This is a genomic window from Actinoplanes sp. KI2, assembly GCF_025630775.1.
Classification (GTDB): domain Bacteria; phylum Actinomycetota; class Actinomycetes; order Mycobacteriales; family Micromonosporaceae; genus Actinoplanes.
Genome location: NZ_JAOSZE010000014.1, coordinates 32906 through 55203 on the forward strand (window position 1 = coordinate 32906; position 22298 = coordinate 55203).

22 protein-coding genes and 1 tRNA gene are annotated in these 22298 nt (G+C 69.7%); 13 read left to right on the top strand and 10 right to left on the bottom strand.

What is annotated here, in order from left to right; genetic code table 11:
- Nucleotides 1-46: 46 nt before the first annotated feature.
- Nucleotides 47-847 carry an S-methyl-5'-thioadenosine phosphorylase gene (locus ODJ79_RS16250; protein ID WP_263024295.1) on the bottom strand — a complete coding sequence of 267 codons (801 nt, stop codon included), beginning with the start codon at nt 845-847 and terminating at the stop codon, nt 47-49.
- A gap of 125 nt (nt 848-972) precedes the next feature.
- Here ODJ79_RS16250 and ODJ79_RS16255 point away from each other — a divergent pair, with 125 nt between their 5' ends.
- Together ODJ79_RS16255 and ODJ79_RS16260 are read left to right on the top strand one after the other, a co-directional pair.
- Nucleotides 973-1530 (top strand): YqgE/AlgH family protein, encoded by a 558-nt coding sequence (locus ODJ79_RS16255; RefSeq protein ID WP_263024296.1) that lies wholly within the window; start codon nt 973-975, stop codon nt 1528-1530.
- A gap of 53 nt (nt 1531-1583) precedes the next feature.
- Nucleotides 1584-1656, top strand: a tRNA-Ala gene (locus ODJ79_RS16260).
- Between the two features lie 336 nt (nt 1657-1992).
- On the opposite strand, the gene ODJ79_RS16265 is transcribed toward ODJ79_RS16260, so the two are convergent.
- Nucleotides 1993-2613, bottom strand: coding sequence for a TetR/AcrR family transcriptional regulator (locus tag ODJ79_RS16265; RefSeq protein ID WP_263024297.1), 621 nt, complete (start codon nt 2611-2613; stop codon nt 1993-1995).
- A 104-nt stretch (nt 2614-2717) separates the two neighbouring features.
- Here ODJ79_RS16265 and ODJ79_RS16270 point away from each other — a divergent pair, with 104 nt between their 5' ends.
- Nucleotides 2718-3824 carry a beta-ketoacyl synthase N-terminal-like domain-containing protein gene (locus tag ODJ79_RS16270; RefSeq protein ID WP_263024298.1) on the top strand — a complete coding sequence of 369 codons (1107 nt, stop codon included), beginning with the start codon at nt 2718-2720 and terminating at the stop codon, nt 3822-3824.
- A gap of 127 nt (nt 3825-3951) precedes the next feature.
- Here ODJ79_RS16270 and ODJ79_RS16275 read toward each other — a convergent pair whose 3' ends face one another.
- From ODJ79_RS16275 to ODJ79_RS16295, 5 genes are all read right to left on the bottom strand, one after another.
- Nucleotides 3952-4233, bottom strand: a complete 282-nt coding sequence (locus ODJ79_RS16275; RefSeq protein ID WP_263024299.1) for a hypothetical protein — start codon at nt 4231-4233, stop codon at nt 3952-3954.
- Nucleotides 4234-4405: 172 nt separating this feature from the next.
- Complete coding sequence (locus ODJ79_RS16280; RefSeq protein ID WP_263024300.1) at nt 4406-4609, bottom strand: cold-shock protein; 204 nt, start codon at nt 4607-4609, stop codon at nt 4406-4408.
- 461 nt (nt 4610-5070) lie between these two features.
- Nucleotides 5071-7299 (bottom strand): ATP-binding protein, encoded by a 2229-nt coding sequence (locus tag ODJ79_RS16285; RefSeq protein WP_263024301.1) that lies wholly within the window; start codon nt 7297-7299, stop codon nt 5071-5073.
- 388 nt (nt 7300-7687) lie between these two features.
- Nucleotides 7688-9202, bottom strand: a complete 1515-nt coding sequence (locus ODJ79_RS16290) for a xylulokinase (RefSeq protein WP_263024302.1) — start codon at nt 9200-9202, stop codon at nt 7688-7690.
- 166 nt (nt 9203-9368) lie between these two features.
- A complete protein-coding gene (locus ODJ79_RS16295; RefSeq protein WP_263024303.1) occupies nt 9369-9728 on the bottom strand; it encodes a YciI family protein in 360 nt (119 codons plus the stop codon).
- 268 nt (nt 9729-9996) lie between these two features.
- Between ODJ79_RS16295 and ODJ79_RS16300 the strand changes: the two genes are divergently transcribed.
- The 5 genes from ODJ79_RS16300 (at nt 9997) to ODJ79_RS16320 (ending at nt 13251) form a co-directional block, all read left to right on the top strand.
- Entirely contained in the window at nt 9997-10557 is a 561-nt protein-coding gene (locus ODJ79_RS16300) for a GNAT family N-acetyltransferase (RefSeq protein ID WP_263024304.1), read from the top strand.
- A 358-nt stretch (nt 10558-10915) separates the two neighbouring features.
- Complete coding sequence (locus ODJ79_RS16305) at nt 10916-11296, top strand: YbaB/EbfC family nucleoid-associated protein (RefSeq protein ID WP_263024305.1); 381 nt, start codon at nt 10916-10918, stop codon at nt 11294-11296.
- A complete protein-coding gene (locus ODJ79_RS16310; RefSeq protein ID WP_263024306.1) occupies nt 11296-11601 on the top strand; it encodes a type VII secretion target in 306 nt (101 codons plus the stop codon). Before ODJ79_RS16305 ends, ODJ79_RS16310 begins: the two co-directional genes overlap by 1 nt.
- Nucleotides 11598-12632, top strand: coding sequence for a hypothetical protein (locus ODJ79_RS16315; RefSeq protein WP_263024307.1), 1035 nt, complete (start codon nt 11598-11600; stop codon nt 12630-12632). Before ODJ79_RS16310 ends, ODJ79_RS16315 begins: the two co-directional genes overlap by 4 nt.
- Before the next feature lie 13 nt (nt 12633-12645).
- Nucleotides 12646-13251: a DUF6346 domain-containing protein gene (locus tag ODJ79_RS16320; protein WP_263024308.1), complete on the top strand. Its 606-nt coding sequence runs from the start codon at nt 12646-12648 to the stop codon at nt 13249-13251.
- 105 nt (nt 13252-13356) lie between these two features.
- Here ODJ79_RS16320 and ODJ79_RS16325 read toward each other — a convergent pair whose 3' ends face one another.
- Nucleotides 13357-13878 carry a hypothetical protein gene (locus tag ODJ79_RS16325; RefSeq protein WP_263024309.1) on the bottom strand — a complete coding sequence of 174 codons (522 nt, stop codon included), beginning with the start codon at nt 13876-13878 and terminating at the stop codon, nt 13357-13359.
- Between the two features lie 171 nt (nt 13879-14049).
- Here ODJ79_RS16325 and ODJ79_RS16330 point away from each other — a divergent pair, with 171 nt between their 5' ends.
- From ODJ79_RS16330 to ODJ79_RS16340, 3 genes are all read left to right on the top strand, one after another.
- The gene (locus ODJ79_RS16330) at nt 14050-14331 is read left to right on the top strand and encodes a hypothetical protein (RefSeq protein WP_263024310.1); all 282 of its coding nucleotides are present in this window, start codon (nt 14050-14052) and stop codon (nt 14329-14331) included.
- 14 nt (nt 14332-14345) lie between these two features.
- Nucleotides 14346-15032 carry a hypothetical protein gene (locus ODJ79_RS16335; protein ID WP_263024311.1) on the top strand — a complete coding sequence of 229 codons (687 nt, stop codon included), beginning with the start codon at nt 14346-14348 and terminating at the stop codon, nt 15030-15032.
- Nucleotides 15033-15154: 122 nt separating this feature from the next.
- Nucleotides 15155-15814: a Type 1 glutamine amidotransferase-like domain-containing protein gene (locus tag ODJ79_RS16340; RefSeq protein WP_263024312.1), complete on the top strand. Its 660-nt coding sequence runs from the start codon at nt 15155-15157 to the stop codon at nt 15812-15814.
- A gap of 68 nt (nt 15815-15882) precedes the next feature.
- Here ODJ79_RS16340 and fdhA read toward each other — a convergent pair whose 3' ends face one another.
- Nucleotides 15883-17130, bottom strand: a complete 1248-nt coding sequence (fdhA, locus tag ODJ79_RS16345; RefSeq protein WP_263024313.1) for a formaldehyde dehydrogenase, glutathione-independent — start codon at nt 17128-17130, stop codon at nt 15883-15885.
- A gap of 293 nt (nt 17131-17423) precedes the next feature.
- On the opposite strand from fdhA, the gene ODJ79_RS16350 reads away from it, so the two are divergent.
- The gene (locus ODJ79_RS16350) at nt 17424-18353 is read left to right on the top strand and encodes an ATP-binding cassette domain-containing protein (protein ID WP_263024314.1); all 930 of its coding nucleotides are present in this window, start codon (nt 17424-17426) and stop codon (nt 18351-18353) included.
- Nucleotides 18350-19108, top strand: coding sequence for an ABC transporter permease (locus tag ODJ79_RS16355; protein WP_263024315.1), 759 nt, complete (start codon nt 18350-18352; stop codon nt 19106-19108). The genes ODJ79_RS16350 and ODJ79_RS16355 overlap by 4 nt, the downstream gene beginning before the upstream one ends.
- Here ODJ79_RS16355 and ODJ79_RS16360 read toward each other — a convergent pair.
- A complete protein-coding gene (locus tag ODJ79_RS16360) occupies nt 19063-22167 on the bottom strand; it encodes an AfsR/SARP family transcriptional regulator (protein WP_263024316.1) in 3105 nt (1034 codons plus the stop codon). The genes ODJ79_RS16355 and ODJ79_RS16360 overlap by 46 nt on opposite strands.
- Nucleotides 22168-22298 lie beyond the last annotated feature (131 nt).

The window sequence follows — 22298 nt, forward strand, 5'->3', positions numbered from 1 at the left end:
GTGTCGAGCCGTGGACGAGCTAGTGACTGGTCGATGTCTCCCGTTTTTACGGCAGGTCGAATGGCAGCTTGATGCCGTCGAGGGCGGTCGCGCAGGGACAGTCACGTACGGTGGGAAGTTGGGTCACCGCCGCCAGCAGCACGCTCCGGAGCCGAACCGTGTTCTCGCCGAACACCCGGAACACTTCCTCCTGGGTAACGCCATGATCACCCTCGACACCGGCGTCCAGGTCGGTCACCAGCGCGATAGCGGTGTAACAGAGAGCGAGCTCCCGGGCGAGGACCGCCTCCGGGTGCCCAGTCATATTTACGACAGAGCCGCCGATCGAGGTGAACCAGCGCGACTCGGCCCGGGTCGAGAAGCGCGGCCCCTCGATGACCACCATCGCCCCGCCGTCCACCGGCTCGACATCCGCCTGTCTGGCCTTTAGCAAGACGGCCCGGCCGTTCGGGCAGTACGGGTCGGCGAACGAGACATGCACCGCGCCCTCGTCGTAGAAGGTCTGCGCCCGGCCGCTCGTCCGGTCGATCAACTGATCCGGGACCACGAAAGTGCCCGGCCCCAGCTCCGGACGCAGGCCGCCGACGGCGCACGGGGCCAGGATCTGGCGTACGCCCAAAGCGCGAAGCGCCCAAAGATTCGCCCGATAGGGGATCTTGTGCGGCGGGTACCGATGATCACGCCCGTGCCGCGGCAGGAACGCCACCCGGCGCCCCCCGACGTCGGCCACCGTGATCGGATCGGACGGCGAACCGTAGGGCGTGGACACCTCAACCTCCTCGGCGTCCTCAAGGAGCGCGTACAGCCCCGAGCCGCCGATCACACCGATCTCCGCCGCTGCGTTCATGCGCAGACCTTATCGAGGCCCGGAAACACGGGCTAATGTGCTGGGCATGGCGTTGCTGGAAGATGACCCCCAGGCGCGGTGGGCAGCCCGTGTATAGCGAGGGTCAGCGGATCGGAGGCCGGTCGATGGAGTCGATGACCGGCCGGCTGCTGGTGGCGACCCCGACCCTCAAAGATCCGAACTTCGACCGTACGGTCGTGCTGCTCGTCGCCCACGAGGCGGGCGGTGCCCTCGGCGTGGTGCTCAACCGCGCGACCGAGGTCCCCGTCTCGGACGTGCTGGGCAGCTGGGGCGAGCTGGCCGGCGACCCCGCCGTGCTCTTCGAGGGCGGCCCGGTCCAGCCCGAGTCGGCGATCTGCCTGGCCCGCACCCGCCCGGACCTGAAGACCAGGGTCACCGGCTTCCACCAGGTCTCCGGCGCGCTCGGCACGGTCGACCTGTCGGCCGACCCGGACCGCATCCGCGACAGCGTGGCCGGCATCCGGGTCTTCGCCGGCTACTCCGGCTGGTCGGCCGGCCAGCTCGAAGAGGAGATCGCCTCCGGCTCCTGGTTCCTGCTCGACGCCCTCCCCGGCGACCCGTTCATCAACCGCCCCGACGACCTGTGGGCCATGGTCCTACGCCGCCAGGGCGACATCCTGGCGGCCGTGGCCCACTTCCCACCCGACCCCCTGCTGAACTGATCTCTCCGGGGTGTGTAGTATTTCCCCCGTGCCCGGGCGACCGGGTGCGGTAAGGGGCTGTGGCGCAGCTGGTAGCGCACCACACTGGCAGTGTGGGGGTCAGGGGTTCGAGTCCCCTCAGCTCCACGAGTCGATGGCGGCTTGTGTTCGCGGAGAGCGCGAACCAAGTCGCCTCGTCATGTCTGCTCAGGGGGCCGAGCCCCCTGAAACCCCGCGGTGCGGTGGGCGATCTTTGTTCGCTGGTCGCCCTTCTCATGTCTGCTCGGGGGCCGAGCCCCGGAAACCCCGCGGTGCGGTGGGCGATCTTTGTTCGCTGGTCGCCCTTCTCATGTCTGCTCGGGGGCCGAGCCCCGGAAACCCCACGGTGCGATGGGCGCGGTGGATGCCTTCGCTTCGCTTGGCGGCCTGGTCGCTCTTTCGATGATCCGGGCAGGGGTGTGGCGATGGTTCGTCGACGAACAGCTACTTGGCGCCGGCTCCCAGCATCGCGACGGCGAGGCCGGCGTAATGATTGGCGACTCGCCCCGGTGAGCGTGGGCGGCCCTGGCCCCACCATCGGCAGATGTCGATCGTGAGTGACATCAACGCGAGGCTCGCGTCGGGCACATCGTCCACGCGGAACACGCCGCTGGCCGCGCCGGACTCCACGGTGTCGCGGAAGGCGCGTTCGGTCTTCCGCCTGATCACGGCGACCTCTTCGAAATGCTCTGAGGTGAGCGCGGGCAATTCATGGTGGATGACCCGCCCTAGCGCGTGGTGGTGCGCGTGCCATCGGGCGAAATGGCCGACCATCGTCGTGATGCGGGCGACGGGCTCGCGGACGCCATCGGCCGCTCGTTCGAGCGTGGCGAGCGCGTCGGCGTGGCCGACGCGGCTGATGTCGAACAGCAGAAGCTCCTTGGTGCGGTAGTGAACGTAGAGCGCCGCAGGACTCAGCCCGGCCCGGCCGGCGATGTCGCGGGTGGTGGTGCCGTGGAAGCCGCGTTCGCCGAACGCTTCGACGCCGACCGTGAGCAGCCGCCGCCGCGCGGGCGAGTCGACGCCGTTCCACAGGTCGTCGGGCACGGTGCCGGAGGCGGCCATGTATTCCTCCACATCTCTGGGTTGACATGATCTCGCGTCACCGATTTGCTAAGCAAGCGCTTAGTAAGTAAGCGCTCGCTTAGGCCGAGCGTAAGGGGGTGCTGATGCGGGACGCGGTCATCGTCGCGGCCACACGCTCGCCGATCGGCCGGGGAGGCCGGGGTTCGTTGTCCGGTGTCCGCCTCGCCGACCTGGTCGCCGGCGTGGTCCGGGCGGCCCTCGATCAGGTGCCGGAGCTCGGCTTGGCGGGTATCGACGACCTCTATGTCGGCTCCGCCTTCGGCCGGCCGGACACGGCATTACAGGTCGCCGCCCGGCTCGGCCTGCATGTCGGTCCCACGGCTCTGGTCAGCGGACTGTGCACCTCGTCGATGCAGACCATGCGGATGGCGGTGCACGCCATCCGGGCGGGCGAAGGTGACGCCTACATCAGCGCCGGCGCCGACTCCGCGACCCAGGCCACGCCTACGGCGCGATCTTGTCCGGCTCGGCACCGCCGTCTACGCCGTGCGATCGTCCGGCCCTCCGATCGCCGCGAGGCGCTGCGCCAAGCTGCCGAGCAGACCGGCGTCGGGCACCGGATCAGCCACTACGAGCAGGATGAATTCCGTGTTCGCAGCCACCTGCTCGCCGAGCACGCGGTCAAAAACGGCTTCTATCGCCGCGAGATCATGCCGGTGCAGGTGCCTGGCGGCGCGGTGGTGACTCTGGATGACTCACCGATCGGCGGCGCCGACTACGAAACGATGCGGACCCGGCCGATCGAGGGCCGGCTGCACGACGGGGCAGCGGCGACAGTCATCGTCAGCGACGTGTACGCCCAGGAACTTGGGCTGAGGCCGTTGGCACGCGTCATCGGCACCGCCGTGAGCGGCGCACCCGCAGCCAGCCAGGGTGCCGCCGTCGTCGAGGCGGCCCGGCGGGCGTTGTTCCACGCCGGGCTGTGCGTAGCGGACGTTGATCTGTGGGAGATCGACGAAGCTTCTGCGGCCGACACGGTCGCCGCGTACCGGACGCTGGATATCAAGGTCGACCGGGTGAATGTGCACGGGGGCGCTCTGGCTCTCGGCCGTCCGGACGGCATGGCCGGAGCGCGGCTCATCGCGACGCTGCTGAACGGGCTGCGCAGCACCGACCTGCAGGTCGGGCTCGCCGCGGTGAGCGCCCCGAACCGGCAAGCGATGGCACTTGTCGTGGAGCGGCTCAGCTGAGCGGGCCTCTCGGTCGCAGGTTAGACCTCGCCTAACCCGGACGGGCGCACCGCTGTCGTGCGTCTTCGCGGATGCCTCGGGTCGTTTGCCGTCCCTGCGCTGTGGCGGCCGGCTGTGTTGCGCATCGTCAGAATGGTGCGGGTCCGCGGCCTGCCAGCGACATCAGCACCTGCGTGGCGAGTAGTTTGCGCATGCCGGTGACGGCGACTGTCCCCGCCCGATCGTAGGGCAGTTCCAATTCAAGCCCCTCGACGGCGTCCCGCAGGTCCGCCGTGACCTCGTCCGGACGGAACGTGCCACCCCAGCCGGTGAGTCCTCCGCGCGAGTTGGTGCTGAGGGAGGCCATACCAGGAATGCATGCGCCGTTGACAAGAATCAGCCTCGCAGGGCCCGAGTAGGTCGTCGTCATAGTCGTTCCTTCGGGGCCTGACGCCTTGATCCGAGGATTCCGGCTGTCTGACAGTTATCAGGCGAACGGAGCGTCGAGTCGATCGGATGATATTCACTACGCCGCGGCAAGCGTGCGAAACGCCGAACGGCGGCCCGCTGAACCAGTCGGGCCGCCGTTCGCAGAGCGTGGATCAGAGCGGGCGAATGTTCTGCGCCTGCGGGCCCTTCTGTCCCGGGGCAATGTCGAACTCCACCTTCTGGTTCTCCTCGAGGCTACGGAAGCCGCTCGTCGAGATCGAGGAGAAGTGGGCGAAGACGTCGGCACCGCCGTCGTCCGGGGTGATGAAGCCGAACCCCTTGTCGGCGTTGAACCACTTCACGGTACCTGTAGTCATGTCTGCTCCTTCGCAGGCTTTCAGAGACCGCACTGCGCGGACTCTGCCGCCGCCGCGTTGATCACCCGCGTCGAAACGACACGAAAAACGAAAAGCGCCTGGATGGCTCAGATACCATCAGGCGCTGGAAACGTCTACGGAAATCAAAACTGCAACCTGCTCAAGGTAGCACACAATCCGTTGCGGGCCCGAGAGCAACGAGTGAAGCAGGTCACCCACCCACCCACGCACCGCGCTGCATGGCCGGCGCGCTGACCCGGGATGACGATGAGCCATTTGCAGGCCCCGGAAATGGCAGCCACACCCAGAATTCCGGAGGTCACACTGACCCGACGCGTTTCAGGCGTTCAGGATGTTCTTGCCGAAGAATGCCTGATTCAGTGCCCGGTCCGGCTTCGGCGCCAACGCCGGTGTGGTTGCGGCCTGGCCGCTGCGGCCACCCTTCGTACCGCGTTCGAGCCTTACCCGCGTTCCAGCTTGGTGCGGATGTCCCGAGCCCGGCTCCAGGCATCGCGGGCCGCGTCGGCCTGGCCGGCCTCGTGGTAGGTGTCGCCGAGGCGTTTCAGGGCGTCGGCGGTCATGGCGGCGTGGCCGAGCCGGTGGAAGATCTCGATGGCCCGCTGGTAGCAGTCGACGGCCTGCCCGTGGTCGCGCAAATGCTGGTGGGCGTAGCCGAGGCTGTCCAGGGTGGCCGCGATGCTCTCGTCGTCGCCCAGCCCGATGTTGATGGCCAGCGCCTTCTCGCAGAAGTCCAGGGCTGCGACGTGGTCGCCCAGCAGCGCACTGAACCAGCCGACCGTGTTGAGGGCGCGGGCCAACGTGCGCTCGCCCTGCTCCCCGAGACCGGACTGGTCGGACATGATGGCGAGGGACCGCTCGGCGTGCTCGAGGGCCGCTTCGAGATCGCCCTGTTGTTCGGCGAGCATGGACAGGTCGAGGTGCACGCCCGCCTCGCCGCGCCAGTCCCCGATGTCGTTGAACAGCAGCAGGGACGTCCGGGCCTGGTCGGACGCCTCGGCCGGCCGCCCGGCCCGCCGGTAGGCCTCGCCGAGCCTACGGTGCGAATAGGCCGACACGTGCGTGATCTTCAGGTGCTCGGCCGCAGCGACGGCGGCATGCCAGGTAGTCAATTGGTCGTGCGGGTGCCCCTGACGGTAGTGGAAGGTGTCCAGGCCCCACGCGAGCTGCCAGGTAAAGGCGTGCTGGCCGGCAGCGGCGGCATACGCGGCGGCCGCGAGCAGGTTGGCGTGCTCGGCGGTCAGCCAGGCCAGGGCGGCCTGCTGGTCGGCGATCTGGTCGATCTCGACGCCGGGCGGCAGCGGTTCGAGCGGCACGGCGATCGGGCCCAGATTGGGGTAGACGAGGCGATTGGCCGCACAGGTGGTGTGCACGTAATGGGCGACGAGGCGGGCCGACGCGGCACCGGCTTCGTCCGGCGAGGCCAGCTCTTCGGCGTACGCGCGAAGCAGGTCGTGCTGGGTGTATCGGCCGGGCCGGTGTTCGCTCGCGAGGTTCGCCCGAGTCAGCTCGGTCAGCATCCGGCGCGTCCCGGCCACCGGCGCGCCGGCCAGCGCCGCGGCCGCCACCGTGGACAGATCGGCGCCGGGAATCAGGCCCAGCAGGCGGAACAGCCGCGCCGCCGGCGGCGTGAGGCTGGCGTACGACCAGGAGAAGATGGAGCGTACGTCGCTGAGCGGGTCACCGGCGTCCAGCACGTCGAGCCGATGACTGGCCTCGTTCAGGTCGGCGGCGAGGGCGGCGAGCGGAAAACCCGACTGCTGCGCCCGGGCGGCGGCGATGCTCAGCGCGAGCGGCAGCCCCGCACAGGCCGAGACGATGTCCGGCACGGCGCCGGCCTCGGCGGCCGCGCGATCGTCGCCGAGCCGCTCGTGCAGCAGCTCGCGGGACTCCGCCGGACTCAGGACGCCGAGCTGGAGCGGGTGCGCGCCATCGGTGGCGAGCAGGCCGGTGAGCTGATTGCGGCTGGTCACCAGGACCAGGGCGGCCGGGCTGGCCGGCAATAGCGGCCGGACCTGTTCGGCGTCGCGGGCGTTGTCGAGCACCACCAGGACGCGCTTGCCGGCGAGCAGGCTCCGGTAGCGCGCGGCCTGGGCGTCCGCACCCGCCGGGATCCGGTTGGGTGCCACGCCGAGGGCGTCCAGGAAGCCGCGGATGGCGTCGGCGGGATCCATCACCCGGCCGGACGGGTCGAAGCCGCGCAGGTTGACATACAGCTGGCCGTCGGGGAACTGATCGGAGACCTGACGGGCCCAATGCACCGCGAGGGCTGTCTTCCCGATCCCGGCCATGCCGGACAACGCGGAGATCAGCGCCACGGTCGGCCGCTCGCCCGCGACGGCCAGCAGCGCATCCAGCCTGGCCAGTTCCGCCGCGCGGCCGGTGAACGGGTACACGTCCGACGGTAGCTGGGCCACCACCGGGAAGCCCGATGGCGGATCGGGCGGGGCTTCGGCCGTCTGACAGAACGTGTCCCGCGCCTCGCCGGCCAACCCGAAGGCATCCGCAAGCAGGCGCATCGTGACCGGCCGGGGATGGCGGATCCGGCCGGATTCCACCTTGCCGATGGTGCTCGTGCTGACCCCGATCCGCTCGGCCAGGTCTTCTTGCGAAAGCCCCAGCCGACGCCGGTGGGCCCGCACGGCGAGCCCGAACGTCGATCCTCCGGTCACGCCGAGATAGTACGGGTGAGTTACCGGTGAAGTCTCTGGTGCGCAGGCGGGCAAGCCTGCCAGGGTTGACGTCGATCTGCTGGATGTCCTCGGCAGACGGGGGGCAATGCTGACTCACAAGGTCGATCTCTCGAGAGTGCCGCGCGCCGCCGCGGAGGCCGGACGAGCCGTCATTGCGTGGCCGAGGACAGCAGGTCGGTTGATCGGCGCCCCGCACCCTCGGGTTGGAAAAGACGTCGTCCTGGCTGCCCCAGCGGACTCTTCCGGGCCGGGACCGGCGGGCCGCGGCGGCACGATTGTCCCGTGCCGCCGCGCCATGCCAGCGCTTCCCATCAGCTCCCCCGCGAGCCGGGCCCACCGCCGATGCGTGCTAGCCACGATCCGTCGTTCATGATCGGGCCAGCTCCGCGAACACCTCCCGCAGCCTCGGGTAAATCTGCCTCTGGACGGTGAAGAGACGCTCGTATTTTGCGGTGTGCTCCGGCCGCGGGACGACGGTATCGCCCAAGGAGGCCATCCGGGCGGCGGCCGAGGCGACGTCCGCTCCGGGGACCGCCCCGGCCCACGCCAGGATGCCCGCGCCCCGGGCGCTGATCTCCTCGCCGTGGCACAACCGCAGCGGGCGGCCGGTGATGTCCGCCACGATCCGCGTCCACAGCGGGCTACGGCTGCCACCGCCCATGGCCCGCAGCACGTCGACCCGGGTGCCGGTGACCGCCTCCAGCCCTTCCAGGTGCAGGCGCAGCTCGAACGCCACCCCCTCCATGAGCGACCGGTAGAGGTGCGCCCGGGTGTGCCCGCCGTGCCAGCCGAGGGTGACGCCGCGAGCGGCGGTGTCCCAGTAGGGAGTCTGCGCGCAGTTCCAGTAGGGCACGGTGAGCAGGCCCTCGCAGCCGGGCGGCACCGCCTCGGCCGCCGCCTCCAGCGCCGGGTCGAGCGCGCCGCCGTGGGCCGGGTCGCCGAACTCCCGCCGGAACCAGCCGGTCAGGTAGGCGGCGGCGTTGAGGATGGTCTCGAGCACGAATGTCCCGGACGGTGCGCCCGCCAGCGTGCGGAAGGCGGGCGACGTCGCGTAGTCGGCCGCGGCGACGCCCATCACCATGGACGTGCCTAGGTTCAGGTAACCGGCGCCGGGGCCGGTGACGTCGGCACCCAGGCCGGCCGCTTGCCCGTCGCCGATCCCGGCGATGAGGGGTACGGGTGACGGGAGGCCGATGGCGGCGGCGACCTCGGGCAGCAGCGGCCCGATCGGCGTGCCGGGAGGTACCAGATCGGGGAGCTGGTCGCGGCGGACGCCGGCCAGCTCGAGCAGCTCCGGGGACCAGTCTCCGGCCCGCAGGTCGAGCAGGCCGAGGGAGTCGGCCGACCCGACGCTTGTCACCCAGCGTCCGGTGAGCCGGGCGGCGAGGTACGCGTGCACCTCGGCGACCCGGACCGCGGATCGCAGCAGTTCGGGCTCGTGCCGGGACATCCAGGCGATCTTGTAGATGGCGGGGGTGACGTCCGGCGGTTTCCCGGATACCTCGCGCACCCGGTCGGACCCCAGCTCGGCGATCTCGCGGTCGGCCCGGCTGTCGAGCCAGAGGATGGCCGGCCGCAGCGGGCGACCTCCGGCGTCCAGGCACACGAACGACTCTCGCTGGTGAGTGACGCTCACCGCCGTCACCCGGGCGGCGTCCGCGCCGAGGGCGGCCACCGCCTCGGCCAGCGCACCGACCGTGGCTGACCACCACTGCCCGGCGTCCTGTTCGTGTCGGCTCGGGCCGGGACGGGCCAGGTCCAGGTGCCGGACGGCGGACGCCGCCACCTGCCCGGACCCGTCGAGCGCGACGGCCTTGGCCGCGGTCGTCGAGCAATCGACGGCGAGGACCAACGGCTCGCTCGGCGGTGTCGTGGCGTGCATCGGTGTGGTCCCCTGACGCTCGGTGGTGCGGTCGGTGATCTGTCCGGTTGTCCTCGAGGAGCGACCGCCGGGCCGGTGGTCGTCTCCATCCTCGAACCCGAGACTCCCCCGAAGGACGACCCGCGCCACACGCGCCTGTTGTGGCGCTCGCGGGCGAGGTTCGGAGTCAGGATGTGAGGACCGGGCGCACCTCAACCCAGCCGTCGATGACGGGAATCATGCGGCCGATCCAGACTGCATGGTCCAGATCCGATGCCTCCACCAGGAAGTAGCCGGCCAGGGTCTGGTCCGTGCCGGCCAGGGAGCCGCCGATGGGGACGTTGTCGCGGATCGACACGGCGTTGTTTGGCGGCCCCATCGCATTGCCGGCGATGATCTGGGCACCGGTCTCGGCTATCTGCCGCGGCAAGTGCAGGTGGGCTTCGAGAACGGTGGGCGGGGCCGCTGACGCGCTCTCCGGCGCCTCGCGCTCGTAGATGAGAATCATGAAGCGCGGCAGAGGCGACTGTTTTTCCGACGGGTCCACGGCCACCCCCATTGCCTTTCGCCGACGCGATGACCGTAGCAGCGAAGCCGTTCTCGCCGGTGCGTCCTCACTGATTCGCCGGCTCGCCGTGCCACCATCGCCTCGTGTGCAACGAGCGATGTCGACAAACTCGGATGCCCAAGTCACGAACCCGGCTCGCCGTGAGCCGGTCCTCGCGCCACAACGCGCTGCCGTTCGATGACCTCGACGCGCGTGCGGTAATACCCGCCGAGATCGTCGATGGACCGGTCGTTGAGCGGCAGCCACGATGACGATCGTCTTGTCCGTGCCGGGAACTGGGTCCGTCGCCGCGTTGCGCCTGCGACCGTGGCGGCTCAACGACCTGCCGGCGCTGATCGCCGCGCATCGTGACCCGGTGCTGCGCCGGTGGCTGTCCACCTCACTGGCCGACGAGGACGAGGCCCGGCAGTGGCTGGACCTACAGGCCAATGGCTGGGCTGCCGCGACACGGTTCAGTTTCGCCGTGGTGCCCACCGACGCGGATGACCGAGCGCCGTTCGGCCACGTGGTAGTGCGGGTAGGCAGCGCAGCGACAGCGGAGGTCGGCTATTGGACCGCGGCTCACGCACGGGGGCAGGGGGTAGCCACGCGCGCTCTGGAGACCGTGTCTCTATGGGCCCTGCAGGCGCAGGACATACTCCCGCTTACTCGCTTGGACTTGTTGCACGCGGACGGCAATCAGGCGTCCTGCCGCGTGGCGGTCAAGTGCGGCTTTCCCTTACACGATCTACTCCCGGCCGCACCGCCCGCCTACCCGACCAGCGGTCACCGACACGTACGCACGGCCGTCCTTCGTGAGCCGACCTGACGAATCGCCACGGTGAGACGGTGGGTTGATTGCTCGCATCCGCGTGCGTCGTCGTTGTCAAGAATGCCGGACAAACCGTACGTGTCCATCGCAGCGTCGAGGAAACCGGCGCCAAGGTCGAAAACACGGGAATGGTCGACGTCTTTCCGACCCGCGCCCCCGTCAAGCCGCCATCGGCGCCGGCGAGAACCTGGGTTACTGCCCGCCATTCACCGGTGCCGGCTGGTCGATCTGGCACTGATCTGGCATCTTGATCGAGAATGCGCGCCGGCAGTCGTCGTCTTGTCCGATGACACGTCACCTCGAGTGCGTTGGGACGAGGCTGCCGGTAACGGTGTTCGACATGGGGGAATGAGTGATGGCACCGGACACGGAAGATGTGTTGGGTTCGTTCGAGGCGCGCGTTGAAGCTCAGACGCGGTTGTCGTTGCAGTTGAGCGCGGAGCTCGAGGCGGCCGAGGTCACGCTGCGCTCACCGAACGGTGAGGTGACGGTCCGCGTCGACTCGGCCGGCGGCCTCTCCGATCTGCGGTTTCATCCCGAGGCCGAGGCGGTTTCCCGCGAGGAGCTGGCGAGGATCGTGCTCGCCACGTCACGACAGGCTCAGGCGAAGCTCGCCGACCGGGTAGGCGAGCTGGTGTCGAGCATCTATGGGTCCGATTCGAGCACGGCGGCCTTCGTCACGGATGCATATACCAGCAGATATCCCCATGCAGAGGACGAGCCGGAGGTGCGCTGATGGGCATCCAGATACCCCCGGACGATGTTCGCCAGCACGCGCGTGACGTGGACGAGGCGGCCCGGATGCTGGACGAGGCGCGTGCGGCGGCTTCGTACATTCGGGTCTCGAGCGGTGCCTACGGCCATTTCGTCGGATTGCTGATCGCGGAGCAGTACATCAACCCGCACGGTGACCACGCGATCGCCGCCTATGTCAAGGCGGTCGATGGCCTGAACGGGCTGGCCGATCAGCTGCGGGCGATGGCCGACGACTTCGACAACAGCGACGGCCGCGCCGCTGACCGCCTGAAGGGGACCCGATGAGCGACGCCGCAATTACCCGGCCGAGCCTCATCGCGGGTGAGTCCGAGACGGCGGGCTATGAGGGTGCCGGCATCGTCGAGGCCGCCATGGGCATGAAGGACGGCTTCCAGAACGAGAACTATCTCGCCGGCTTCGGCAACATGGCGGTAGTCGGGCTCAGCGCCCTGGGGGCGGTCATGGACCCGTTCCAGGCCGTGTTCGCGGCCGGCGTCGGCTGGCTGATGGAGCACCTCGACTGCCTGCGCGAACCGATGGACAAACTGCTCGGCGACCCGAAGGAGATCGAGGGTCACGCCGCCACCTGGCGTAATCTGCAAAAGCGAACCTATGAGGCGGCCGAGTACTTCGCCGACCAGGTGACCGCCAAGACCGCCAACTGGAGCTCCGAAGCGGTCAACGCCTACCGGGCCAAGGCCTCGCAGATGGCCGGCAGCACGCTCGCGCTCGGCGAGATCGCCGATTCGATGGCTGAGGCAACACTGGTCGCCGGCTCGATCGTCGGCGTGTTCCGCAACACGATTCGCGATCTCGTCGCCGAGTTGGTCGGCGCCGCGATCTCCAAAGCCCTCCAGGCGCTGCTGGTGGTGACGATCCCGAAGGTCCTCGCCGAGGTCGCGTTGATGGTCGCCGAGGTGGCCGGCAAGGTCATCCGGCTGCTGCGGCAGCTCACCGAGGCGATCGGCAAGCTGGGCAGCAAGTTCCCGGCGATGGTCACGCTGATCGACCGGATCACGAGGCTGGTTGACAACTCGGCGTCGGAGCTGGCCTACGGATCCCTGTTCCTCAACTCCTCGAAGCTGCACGCCGCCGACAGCTACCTCTCGGACAGCCAAGGTCCGTGGAAGGCGTACAAGCACGCGTACGGGACCATGGCCCAGGGCGATGCGGTCGTCTACGGCACCAAGAGCCGGGTGGCCGTGGACGCGTTGCGCGAGGGGATCAAGATGAACGGCATTCAGAATGGCAGCACCACCGGCGGTCAGTTGCACGACGGTGAACCCCCTGCACCGACGATCGAGCTGCCACTCTGAGCGAGGTTGACCGATGACCGATGACGATCGCAGGGCCGCCCGCCGACGCCGGATGGACGAGCTTCTTGCCGAGGCCGAGGCCGACGTCACCCGCACCCGCGCCGCGCGGAACAGTCCCGCCGAAGCCCCTGTGGTCGACCAGCGCCGCGGAACGGCTCTCGGCAGCGTCGCCGGTGTGCTGGTGCTGTTGCTGCTGGCGGCTGTGTTCATGTTGGTCTCGGCAACCGTCGGCCGCTTCACCGGCCCGGACTACCACGACGCCGCCCGGCACGGCACCGCAACCGTCGAGCAATGTCAGCGGCATGGCCCGATCACCTGGCATGGCTTCGGCTACTTCGATGCGTGCACCGTCTCCATCACCTGGAGCGACGGAGCCGGCCCTCGGGTGCTCATCGACAAGCCAGGTTTTATGAAAGGCGAGAAGCCCGGCGACACCTTCGAGATCGGGCAGAATCAAGGCACCCGCGGTGCGATCAGCTACTCGCGCCCGGAACAGCCTGCCCGAGGCTGGGTGACAGCGATCACGATCCTCTTCGGGCTCTTGGCGTTCCTGTGCGTCGGAGCCGTCTACCTGTTCATACGACAGACGATCAAGGACATTCGCCGACCGAAGGCATGAGCGACCAGGTCGCCGGCGGGTGCTGGATCGTCGCTGACCGGCCTGGAATGAGGCAGGCCGCATCGGCAAATCGACGACCCAGACACCCGGCTGCGAGTGGCGGCGCTATTTGACGGCGACAATGACGATTGCCACCGGGCCGAGGAAGACAATCGCAGCTACTTGGAATCCGTAGCCCCAGCGAAGGGCTACATCCTTTTTATGGTTGCCCGACCTCAGACTCTCGATGGACTGAAGGCGGTCCGCGCCCACGCGGTGCATCGACTCGCCGGAGGAGTCTCGCCAGCGCTCGTCGAGCATCGACTTCAGCGCCGCGGTGCTGGTGGCTTTGTAGCCATAATTCAGCTGAGCGGCCACCCCGGCCACCGCCGCCGCGAGGAACGCCAGGAGCGCCACCGCCAAGAGCGGGATAATCCAATGAGGAACGGTCGAGCGAGAACGTCCTCCGTTGATTGAACCAAGGCCGACCAGGATGGCGTGGACGGCTCCGGACGAGGCGAGTAGAGCCGCTCCGCGACTGTCGAGCTTGGCCCTGCGATCCGTCTCGGATTTCAACTCACCTTCGAAGAATTCCGCATAGGTGGGGTTGTCGGGAACTGCCTCGGTAGAAATGTTAAGTTCACTCATGATTTTGACGGTGGCATTCTTCCGACAGGCGCAGACCATCTTCCGGAAATTCGCCTGACACTCCGATCGCCGGCCGGTCGTCGCTATTCGAGTGCGCACGTCCGAGATCTTGACGGAACCCTTACCTCGGCCTGGCCGATCGCTGACCGACGATCCCCAAGATCTGTCGCCATGAGACGAACCTTCGCCGTGGCGCTGGCGGTCGGCGTGCTGCTGCTGGGCGGTTGCGACCGGCAGCACGCACAGTCGTCCGGCGGCCCAGCGGTCGGCGGCGCCCCCGCCGCGACGCATGGCACGGCAGCGACCAGCGGCAAGTCCACGAATACCGGCACCGGCGCGACCTCCGCCGGCGGCCGGGCGACCGCGAACGACACCCACGACGTCAACTCGATGCTCGACGACGTCGACAAGCAGCTCAGCAGCGACTCCCAGCCCACCAAAGACTCCGACTGAGAGGCCCTCGACCGATGAACCGCGTATTCAAGTCCTGCGCCGTCGCCACCGCCGTGCTCGGAGCCGTACTCGCGGCGAGCGCCGCGCCGGCCTCGGCCGCCACCGCCGACGGCAAGGCCCTCGACGCCGCCAAGCAGGCCGCCACCGCCGACGGCAAGGCCCTCGACGCCGCCAAGCAGGCCGCCACCGCCGACGGCAAGGCCCTCGACGTCGCCAAGCAGGCCGTCACCGCCCGCATCGACCTGCGCCTCGCCGCGCTCACCCGGTTCGGGACCGAGCTGGCCGGCGCCAAGCAGGTGCAGGCCGGCCACCGCAGCACGTTGAGCACGCTGCTCAGCGACCAGACCACCGAGCTGAAGGCGCTGCGGGTCAAGGTGGGCGGCGAGACCACCGGCACCGCGGTCAAGGCGGACGCCCAGAGCATGATCGACGACTTCCGTGTCTTCATCCTGACCGGCCCGAAGGTGCACCTGACCGCGGCCATCGACACCGAACTGGCCGTGGTCGGCAAGCTGCGCACCCACAAGGACGTCGACCAGAGCAAGCTCGACGCCATTCAGTCCTCGCTGACCGGCAAGGTCGACACGCTGCTGGCCATCAAGCCGGGTCCGGACGGCGACGCCATCCGCGCCGCGGTCAAGCCGATCCGAGACGCCGCCAAGTCGGCTCGGCAGCAGCTGAAGTCGCTGAAGACGGCCTGATCCGAGCCCTTGAGCCGGGCGGGGCCGGACCCGCCCGGCCTCGCTCCGGTGGGTGCGGTCCGCGATGAGTTTGGGCGCCAGCTCCGGTCAATAGGAACAAGCGCGAACCTCGGAGGCCCACCTTGAAGCTCTTGCTCACGTCCGGCGGCGTCACGAACCCCAGCATCCACGCGGCGCTCCTACAACTGCTTGGCAAGCCGCTCGCCGAGTGCGACGCCCTCTGCGTACCGACAGCGCAGTGGGGTCACCCGATGTGCGGTCCGGCGTCGGTACGGCGCTTCGTGGCCGCCGACCCCGATTTTCGATACCTGACCGGCCTGGGCTGGCGGTCGCTCGGAGTCCTCGAGCTCACCGCGCTGCCCAGCATCGGCGCCCCGCGATGGACTCCCTGGGTCCGGGAGGCCGACGTGCTCCTGGTCGACGGCGGTGATGCGACGTACCTGTGCCACTGGATGCGGGAGTCTGGACTGGCCGATCTGCTGCCGTCGCTACCCGACCTGGTCTGGGTCGGAGTGAGTGCCGGAAGCATGGTGATGACGCCCCGGATCGGAGCGGACTTCGTCGAGTGGCCGTCCGCACCGGACGACCGCACCCTGGGAGTCGTCGACTTCTCGATCTTCCCGCACCTGGAGGCGTTCCCGACGAACACCCTGGCTCACGCGGAGCGATGGGCCGCCGGCATCGGCGTCCCGGCCTACGCCATCGACGAGCAGACAGCCATCAAGGTCGTCGACGACTCGGTCGAGGTGATCTCCGAAGGGCAGTGGACGAAGTTCGGGTGATCGCATCCGGGCGGGAAGGCGCAACGGGCCGGGGACCGCGGCAAAGGCGACCCCCGGCCGTGGCGGCGTCAGGCGGCCCGGGAGCCGAGCACGCCGTGCGGGTCCAGCACGTACTTGCGTGCCGCGCCCTTGTCGAACTCCTCGTACCCGCGCGGCGCCTGGTCCAGCGTGATCGGCGTCGCGTTCACGTTCTTGGCGATTTGTACCTTGTCGTGGAGGATTGCCATCATCAGATTGCGGTTGTACTTCATGACCGGGCACTGGCCGGTGACGAAGGAGTGCGACTTCGCCCAGCCCAGGCCCAGTCGCAGCGAGAGCGAGCCGACCTTCGCCGACTCGTCGACGCCGCCCGGGTCGCCCGTCACGTACAGGCCGGGAATGCCGATCGCGCCGCCCGCCCGGGTCATCGTCATGAGCGAGTTCAACACCGTCGCCGGCATCTCGGTCTGAGCGTTTTCGCCGTGCCCGCGCGCCTCGAAGCCGACGGCGTCGACCGCGGCGTCCACCAACGGCTCACCGATCGCCGGCGCGTCGTGACCGAGGATCTGCTGCACCTGCTCGACCGGGTCGCCCTCGGCGACGTTCACCGTCTCGCAGCCGAAGCTGCGGGCCTGCGCCAACCGCTCCTCGTTCAGGTCACCCACGATCACCACGGCCGCACCGAGGAGGTACGCCGAGGTGGCCGCCGCGAGGCCGACCGGGCCCGCGCCCGCCACGTACACGGTCGAACCCGTGGTGACGCCGGCGCTGACACAGCCGTGGTAGCCGGTCGGGAAGATATCGGTCAGCATGGCCAGGTCGAGGATCTTCTCCATCGCCTGGTCGCGGTCCGGGAATCGGAGCAGGTTCCAGTCCGCGTACGGGACCAGCACGTACTCGGCCTGCCCGCCGATCCAGCCACCCATGTCGACGTACCCGTACGCCGAGCCGGGACGGTCCGGGTTCACGTTCAGGCAGACGCCCGTCTTGCCTTCCTTGCAGTTGCGGCACCGGCCGCAGGCGATGTTGAACGGCACCGAGCACACGTCGCCGGGCTTGATGAACTCGACGTCCGGCCCGACATCCACCACCTCACCGGTGATCTCGTGGCCGAGCACCAGGCCCGCGGGGGCGGTGGTCCGCCCGCGCACCATGTGCTGATCGCTGCCGCAGATGTTGGTGGCGACCGCCTTGAGGATCGCCCCGTGCCGGACCTTGCGGCCGATGTTGGCCTTGTTGACGCCCGGCCCGTCCTTCAGTTCGTACGTCGGGTAGTCGATGTCGTGGACCTCAACGCGTCCGGGTCCCTCGTACACCACTGCTCGGTTTCCTGGCATCGTTGCCTCCGTCCAGACGTAGCGGGAACTGGCGGCGCGCGGCCCCCACGTCTCTCGGGGCGGCGGCGCCCACACACTCAGTCTTCACCCGGTTACGGCCTGAAAAACCAGCGATTGTCTCAGATACCGGCATTGATGACATATGGCAACGACACCGCGGTGAAGCCGCCGTGAATCCACCCCCGCGCAGGCTCCTACCGTTCGTGGCGAATCGCGCCGCGAACGGCAGGAGCGGCGAATCGCGCCGCGAACGGTAGGAGCGGCGAATCGCGCCGCACGAGGGAGGGAGCGGCATGCCCAGCGCAATCGCGGTCTCGGGCCTGCGCAAGTCGTTCGGCGACAAGGTCGTGCTCGACGGCATCGACTTCGACGTTCCGGAGGGTACGACGTTCGCCCTGCTCGGCCCGAACGGGTCGGGCAAGACCACCACGGTGCAGATTCTGTCCACATTGATCGGCTCCGACGGGGGCCGGGCGAGCATCGCCGGGCACGATCTCGCGACCGCGCCGCAGGCGGTGCGCGGCGCGATCGGGGTGACCGGGCAGTTCTCCGCGGTCGACAATCTGCTCACCGCCGAGGAGAACCTGATCCTGATGGCAGATTTGCACCATCTGCCGCGGGGTGAGGGCCGGCGCCGGACCGCCGAGCTGCTCGACCGGTTCGATCTCGTGGATGCGGCGAAGCGGCTCGCGTCGACCTGTTCCGGCGGCATGCGACGCCGGCTCGATCTCGCGATGACGCTGATCGGGCGACCCCGGGTGATCTTCCTGGACGAGCCGACGACCGGGCTCGACCCGCGCAGCCGGCGGCTGATGTGGCACACCGTGCGGGAGCTCGTGGCCGGCGGCGTGACGATCTTCCTGACCACGCAGCAGTTGGACGAGGCCGACGAACTGGCCGACCGGATCGCGGTCCTCAACGGCGGGAAGCTGGTCGCTACGGGCACTCCCGACGAGCTGAAACGGGGGCTGCCGGGTGGGCACGTACGCCTCCTATTTCATGATAAATCTGACCTGAATCGAGCGGCCCAAGCGCTCCAAAACGCCAAACCCGACGAGGAGACGCTTGCCCTCCGCGTACCTAGCGACGGAGGAGTCCGCGCCCTGCGAGACCTCCTCGACCGGCTGGACAAAACGGGCATAGAAAACGCCAGCCTGGAAGTGCACACGCCCGATCTCGAGGACGTCTTCCACAAGCTGACCGAAAAGGAGGCGGCGCGATGACCGACGCATTGACCATGGTGCGCCGCAACTTCCGGCACACCCAGCGAAATCCCGGTGCGATCATCATGACGATCGGGCTGCCGGTCGTACTCCTGCTGCTGTTCGTCGGGGTTTTCGGCGGCGCGCTGCGAGCCGGCTTCGGGTCGAGCGACGACTACATCGACTACGTCGTGGCCGGCGTGCTGATCATGACGGTCGGCTACGGCGCCACGACCACCGCGCTCGCGGTCAATCGGGACATCACCGAGGGCGTGATCGCGCGGTTCCAGACCATGGCGATCTCCCGGGCCGCGGTGCTGACCGGCCACGTCGTCGGCTCGACGGTGCGCACGCTCGCCAGCGCCGTGCTGGTGATCCTGGTCGCGCTCGCCCTCGGCCTGCGACCGCACGGCGGCCCACTCGGCTGGCTCGCCGCCGCCGGTCTGCTGACGCTGCTCACGATCGCGCTGACCTGGCTGGGCGTGGCGGCCGGGCTGGCCGCGAAGACCGCCGAGGGGGTCGCCCCGTTCACCCTGATCCTGCAGTTGCTGCCGTTCCTGAGCAGCGCGTTCGTGCCGCCGGAGTCGATGACCGGCGCGGTGCGCTGGTTCGCCGGGCACGAGCCGTTCACGCCGATCATCGACACGTTGCGGGCGCTGCTGCTGGGCACCGCCGTCGGCGACCGATGGCTCACCGCGGTCGGCTGGTGCCTGGCGCTGGCCGGGTGCGGCTATCTGTGGGCGCGTGCGCTGTTCGCGCGGGACCCCAACAGATAGGACAAGGCCGCGGTTCGCAGCTCTTCCGGACCCATTCCGGCGTACGCGGAGACCGCCCCCGCGTACGCCGACGGATCCGCCTTTACGGCGACCTCCCGGGCCCACGCCGGCGACATGGTCGGCTGGAAATCCAGCCGCAGGCCCAGCCGGTCGGCCAGGGCGATCATCCGAGATTTCGCCGCCGCGTCCGAGGTGGACAGGGCGATGGCCAGCAGCAGCGTGCCGCAGCTCGGGAACTCGACCGCCGACGCGGTGGGCAACAGCGTCGCCAGCACCGAGGGCAGCGCGCCGGCCTGGTCCGCGACGAGGTCCAGCCGGCCGTGCCGAGCATGTGCGATCACCGCGACCGACGACACGTCCCAGGCCCAGCGGGCGTCGTCGGCGCCCTGCACGGCTGCGGCCGCCCGCCGCCACAGGCTCAGTCCGCCGTCGATGTCGCCCCGGCCGAGCAGGATCTCGGCGCGGGCGCAGGTGTCGAACGCCGGCCGCCAGGCTTCCTCCAGCGTGCTCCCGCCGGCCAGCCGGTCCAGCCCCTGCTCCGCCTCCTCGAACGCGCCACGCTGCAGGTTCGCCACCACGATCGCCCATCGGGCGCGCGCCGCGCTGGGCCACGCACCGAGCTCCTCCATGATCGACAGGGCGGCGGCGAGGTGCAGATACGCCTCCCGGCCCGGGTCGGCCTGCAGGCACAGCTCGCCGATCCGGGCGTGCGCGAGCGCCCGCGCCCACAATGCTCCGTCGTCCTGGAGCCGTTCCAGCATCCGTCGCGCCGACTTCAGCGCGCCGGGCAGATCGTTGGTGTTCTCCAGCAGATGGCTGTGCGCGAAGCTGGCGACGCTCGCGACCAGCGGCCACTCGCTGTCGCACAGCTCGGTCAGCGCCGCCAGGTCCGGCGCGCTCAGCGCGATCTGCACCGCCCCGACCATCGTCGACGGCTCGGGCGGCGGCAGCGAGCGCAGCGTGGCCAGCGCGCGCAGCGGTCGCGGCTCGCGCATGAGGTAGGCAATCACCGCACACCACACTGCGGCCGTCCGGACCGCCTCGACGAGGTCGCGATCGCCGGCCGGCCGCACCCGGGACAACGCCTCGGGCACGTCCCGGGCCAGCCCGACGAGCCGCACCAGGTTCGAATCGGTGATCCACAGCGTGCCGAGCAGCGCGGACGCCGCCGCGACCGTGGCGTTGTCGGCACGCTCCAGCGCACACCGGAGTGCCTGCACCAGATTGTCCTGCTCGGCCCGGATCGCGTTCACCATGCGTACGAGATCGATGTCCTGCTCGTATTCGGGCAACCGGCGCCAGCAGTCCCCCACCCAGGCGAGGAATCGGTCGACCGTCTCCCCCGCCTCCGCGCGCCGCGCCAGGCTGAACTCGCGCACCGTCTCCAACATCCGGAACCGGGTGCCGGCCTCGCCCTCCACCACCTCGACCAACGACTGATCGACCAGCTGCTCCAGGACGGCGTCGTCCCCGGTCATGAAGGCCGCCGCGGCCGCGGTGAAACCCCCGGAAAACACCGATAGCGTACGCATCGCCGCCCGCGCCCGCGGTTCCAGCAGATGCCAGCTCCAGTCGATCACCGCGTGCAACGTCCGATGCCGCTCCGGCGCGTCCCGCCGCCCGCCCCGCAACAGCGCGAACCGGTCGTCGAGCCGCCGGGTGATCTCGTCGACGGACATCACTCGTACCCGCGCCGCCGCCAACTCCGCGGCCAGCGGAAGCCCGTCCAGCGACGCGCACAGATCCCGCACGCTCGCGCCGGGAAGGCCGGCCGACGGCCGCGCCGCCAGCGCACGCTGTTCGAAGAGCCGCACCATGGTCACGAGATCCAGCTGCGGAAGCGGATGGATCACTTCCGAGGACAACCCCAGCGGCGACCGGCTCGTCATCAACAAACGCACATTTCCCGTACGCGCCACCAGCTCCCGGACCAGCAGTGCGACTCGGTCCACCACGTGTTCGCAGTTGTCCAGCACGACCAGTGCCGCCCGCTGGTCCAAGGCGTGCACGATGCCGGTCAGCCCCGGTGCGTCCCCCGCTCCCACCGCCGACGCGACCTCGCCCAGCACGTCACCACCCGGCGCGACCCCGGCCAGGTCGACGAAGTGCACCACCCGCTGCGGCGCCGCCCACCCAACCGCGTGGGCGAGGCGCGTCTTGCCCAGCCCACCGGTCCCGACCACCGACACGACCCGGTTCACCCGCAGCAGCTCGAGCACGGCGGCGACGTCCGCGGCCCGCCCCAGCAGCTCGTTCGGCTCGTGCCGGAGCCCGTTGCGCACCACCGGCGCGTCCCCGGCGAGCAGTTCCCGCTGCACTTGCTGAAGCAGCGCCCCCGGATCACTGCCCAGCTCACGCCGCAGCCGCCGCCGGTACTCCTCGTACCGCTCGAGCGCCGCCGCGGTCCCGACCACGACGGCCTCGCTACGCAGCAGCTCCGCCAGCAGCTCCTCGTCCCGGGCGCTCGGCTGTGCCAGCGCGCCATCCGGCGCCAGGGCGCTCTCCCGCGTCTGCCCGCTCTCCCGGACCAGCGCGCTCTCCCGGAGCAACTCCCTGAGCGGCCCGAGCGCCTCCGCGGCCAGCCCGAGACGCGACAACGCCAGCGCCCGCTCCCGCCGCAGTTCCTCCCGGGTCGCCGCTCGTGCCGCCCCGAGCGGCCCCTCCCCGCTCCCCGGCGCCCCGAACAACGCCAGCCCCGCCTCGGCCTGCTCCAATGCCGCCGCATGCTCGCCGGCACGCGCGGCCCGCCGGCTCCCCTCGGCCCGGCGCAGCACGGCGGCGGCATCCACCTGCTCGTCGTCGAGCGCCAGTCGGTACCCGGTCGCCGTGCTCACGATGATGTCGCCGCCGAGCACCGCCCTGGCCCTCGACACCACCGTCTGCAGCGCCTTGACCGGATGCTCGGGCGGCTCGTCCGCCCAGAGCCCCTCGACCAGTCGCCCGGCACTGCACCCGCCGTGCAGCTCGTCGGCGAGCAGCGCAAGCAGCCCGCCGAGCCGCCTCCCGCGGACCTCGACCCCGTCCCAGGAAACCGCCCCCAACAGCCGCAGCCGCACCACACCGACACGCTAGCGCGGGCGGGCCCACGCCCGGCTTCGGTCGCCCCCTCCGTGCCCTGCCCGGCGGTGCGCTCGTGCTCTACGGACTGGCCGATCCAGGCGTGATCCACCTGACTTCCGGCCGTTGGACC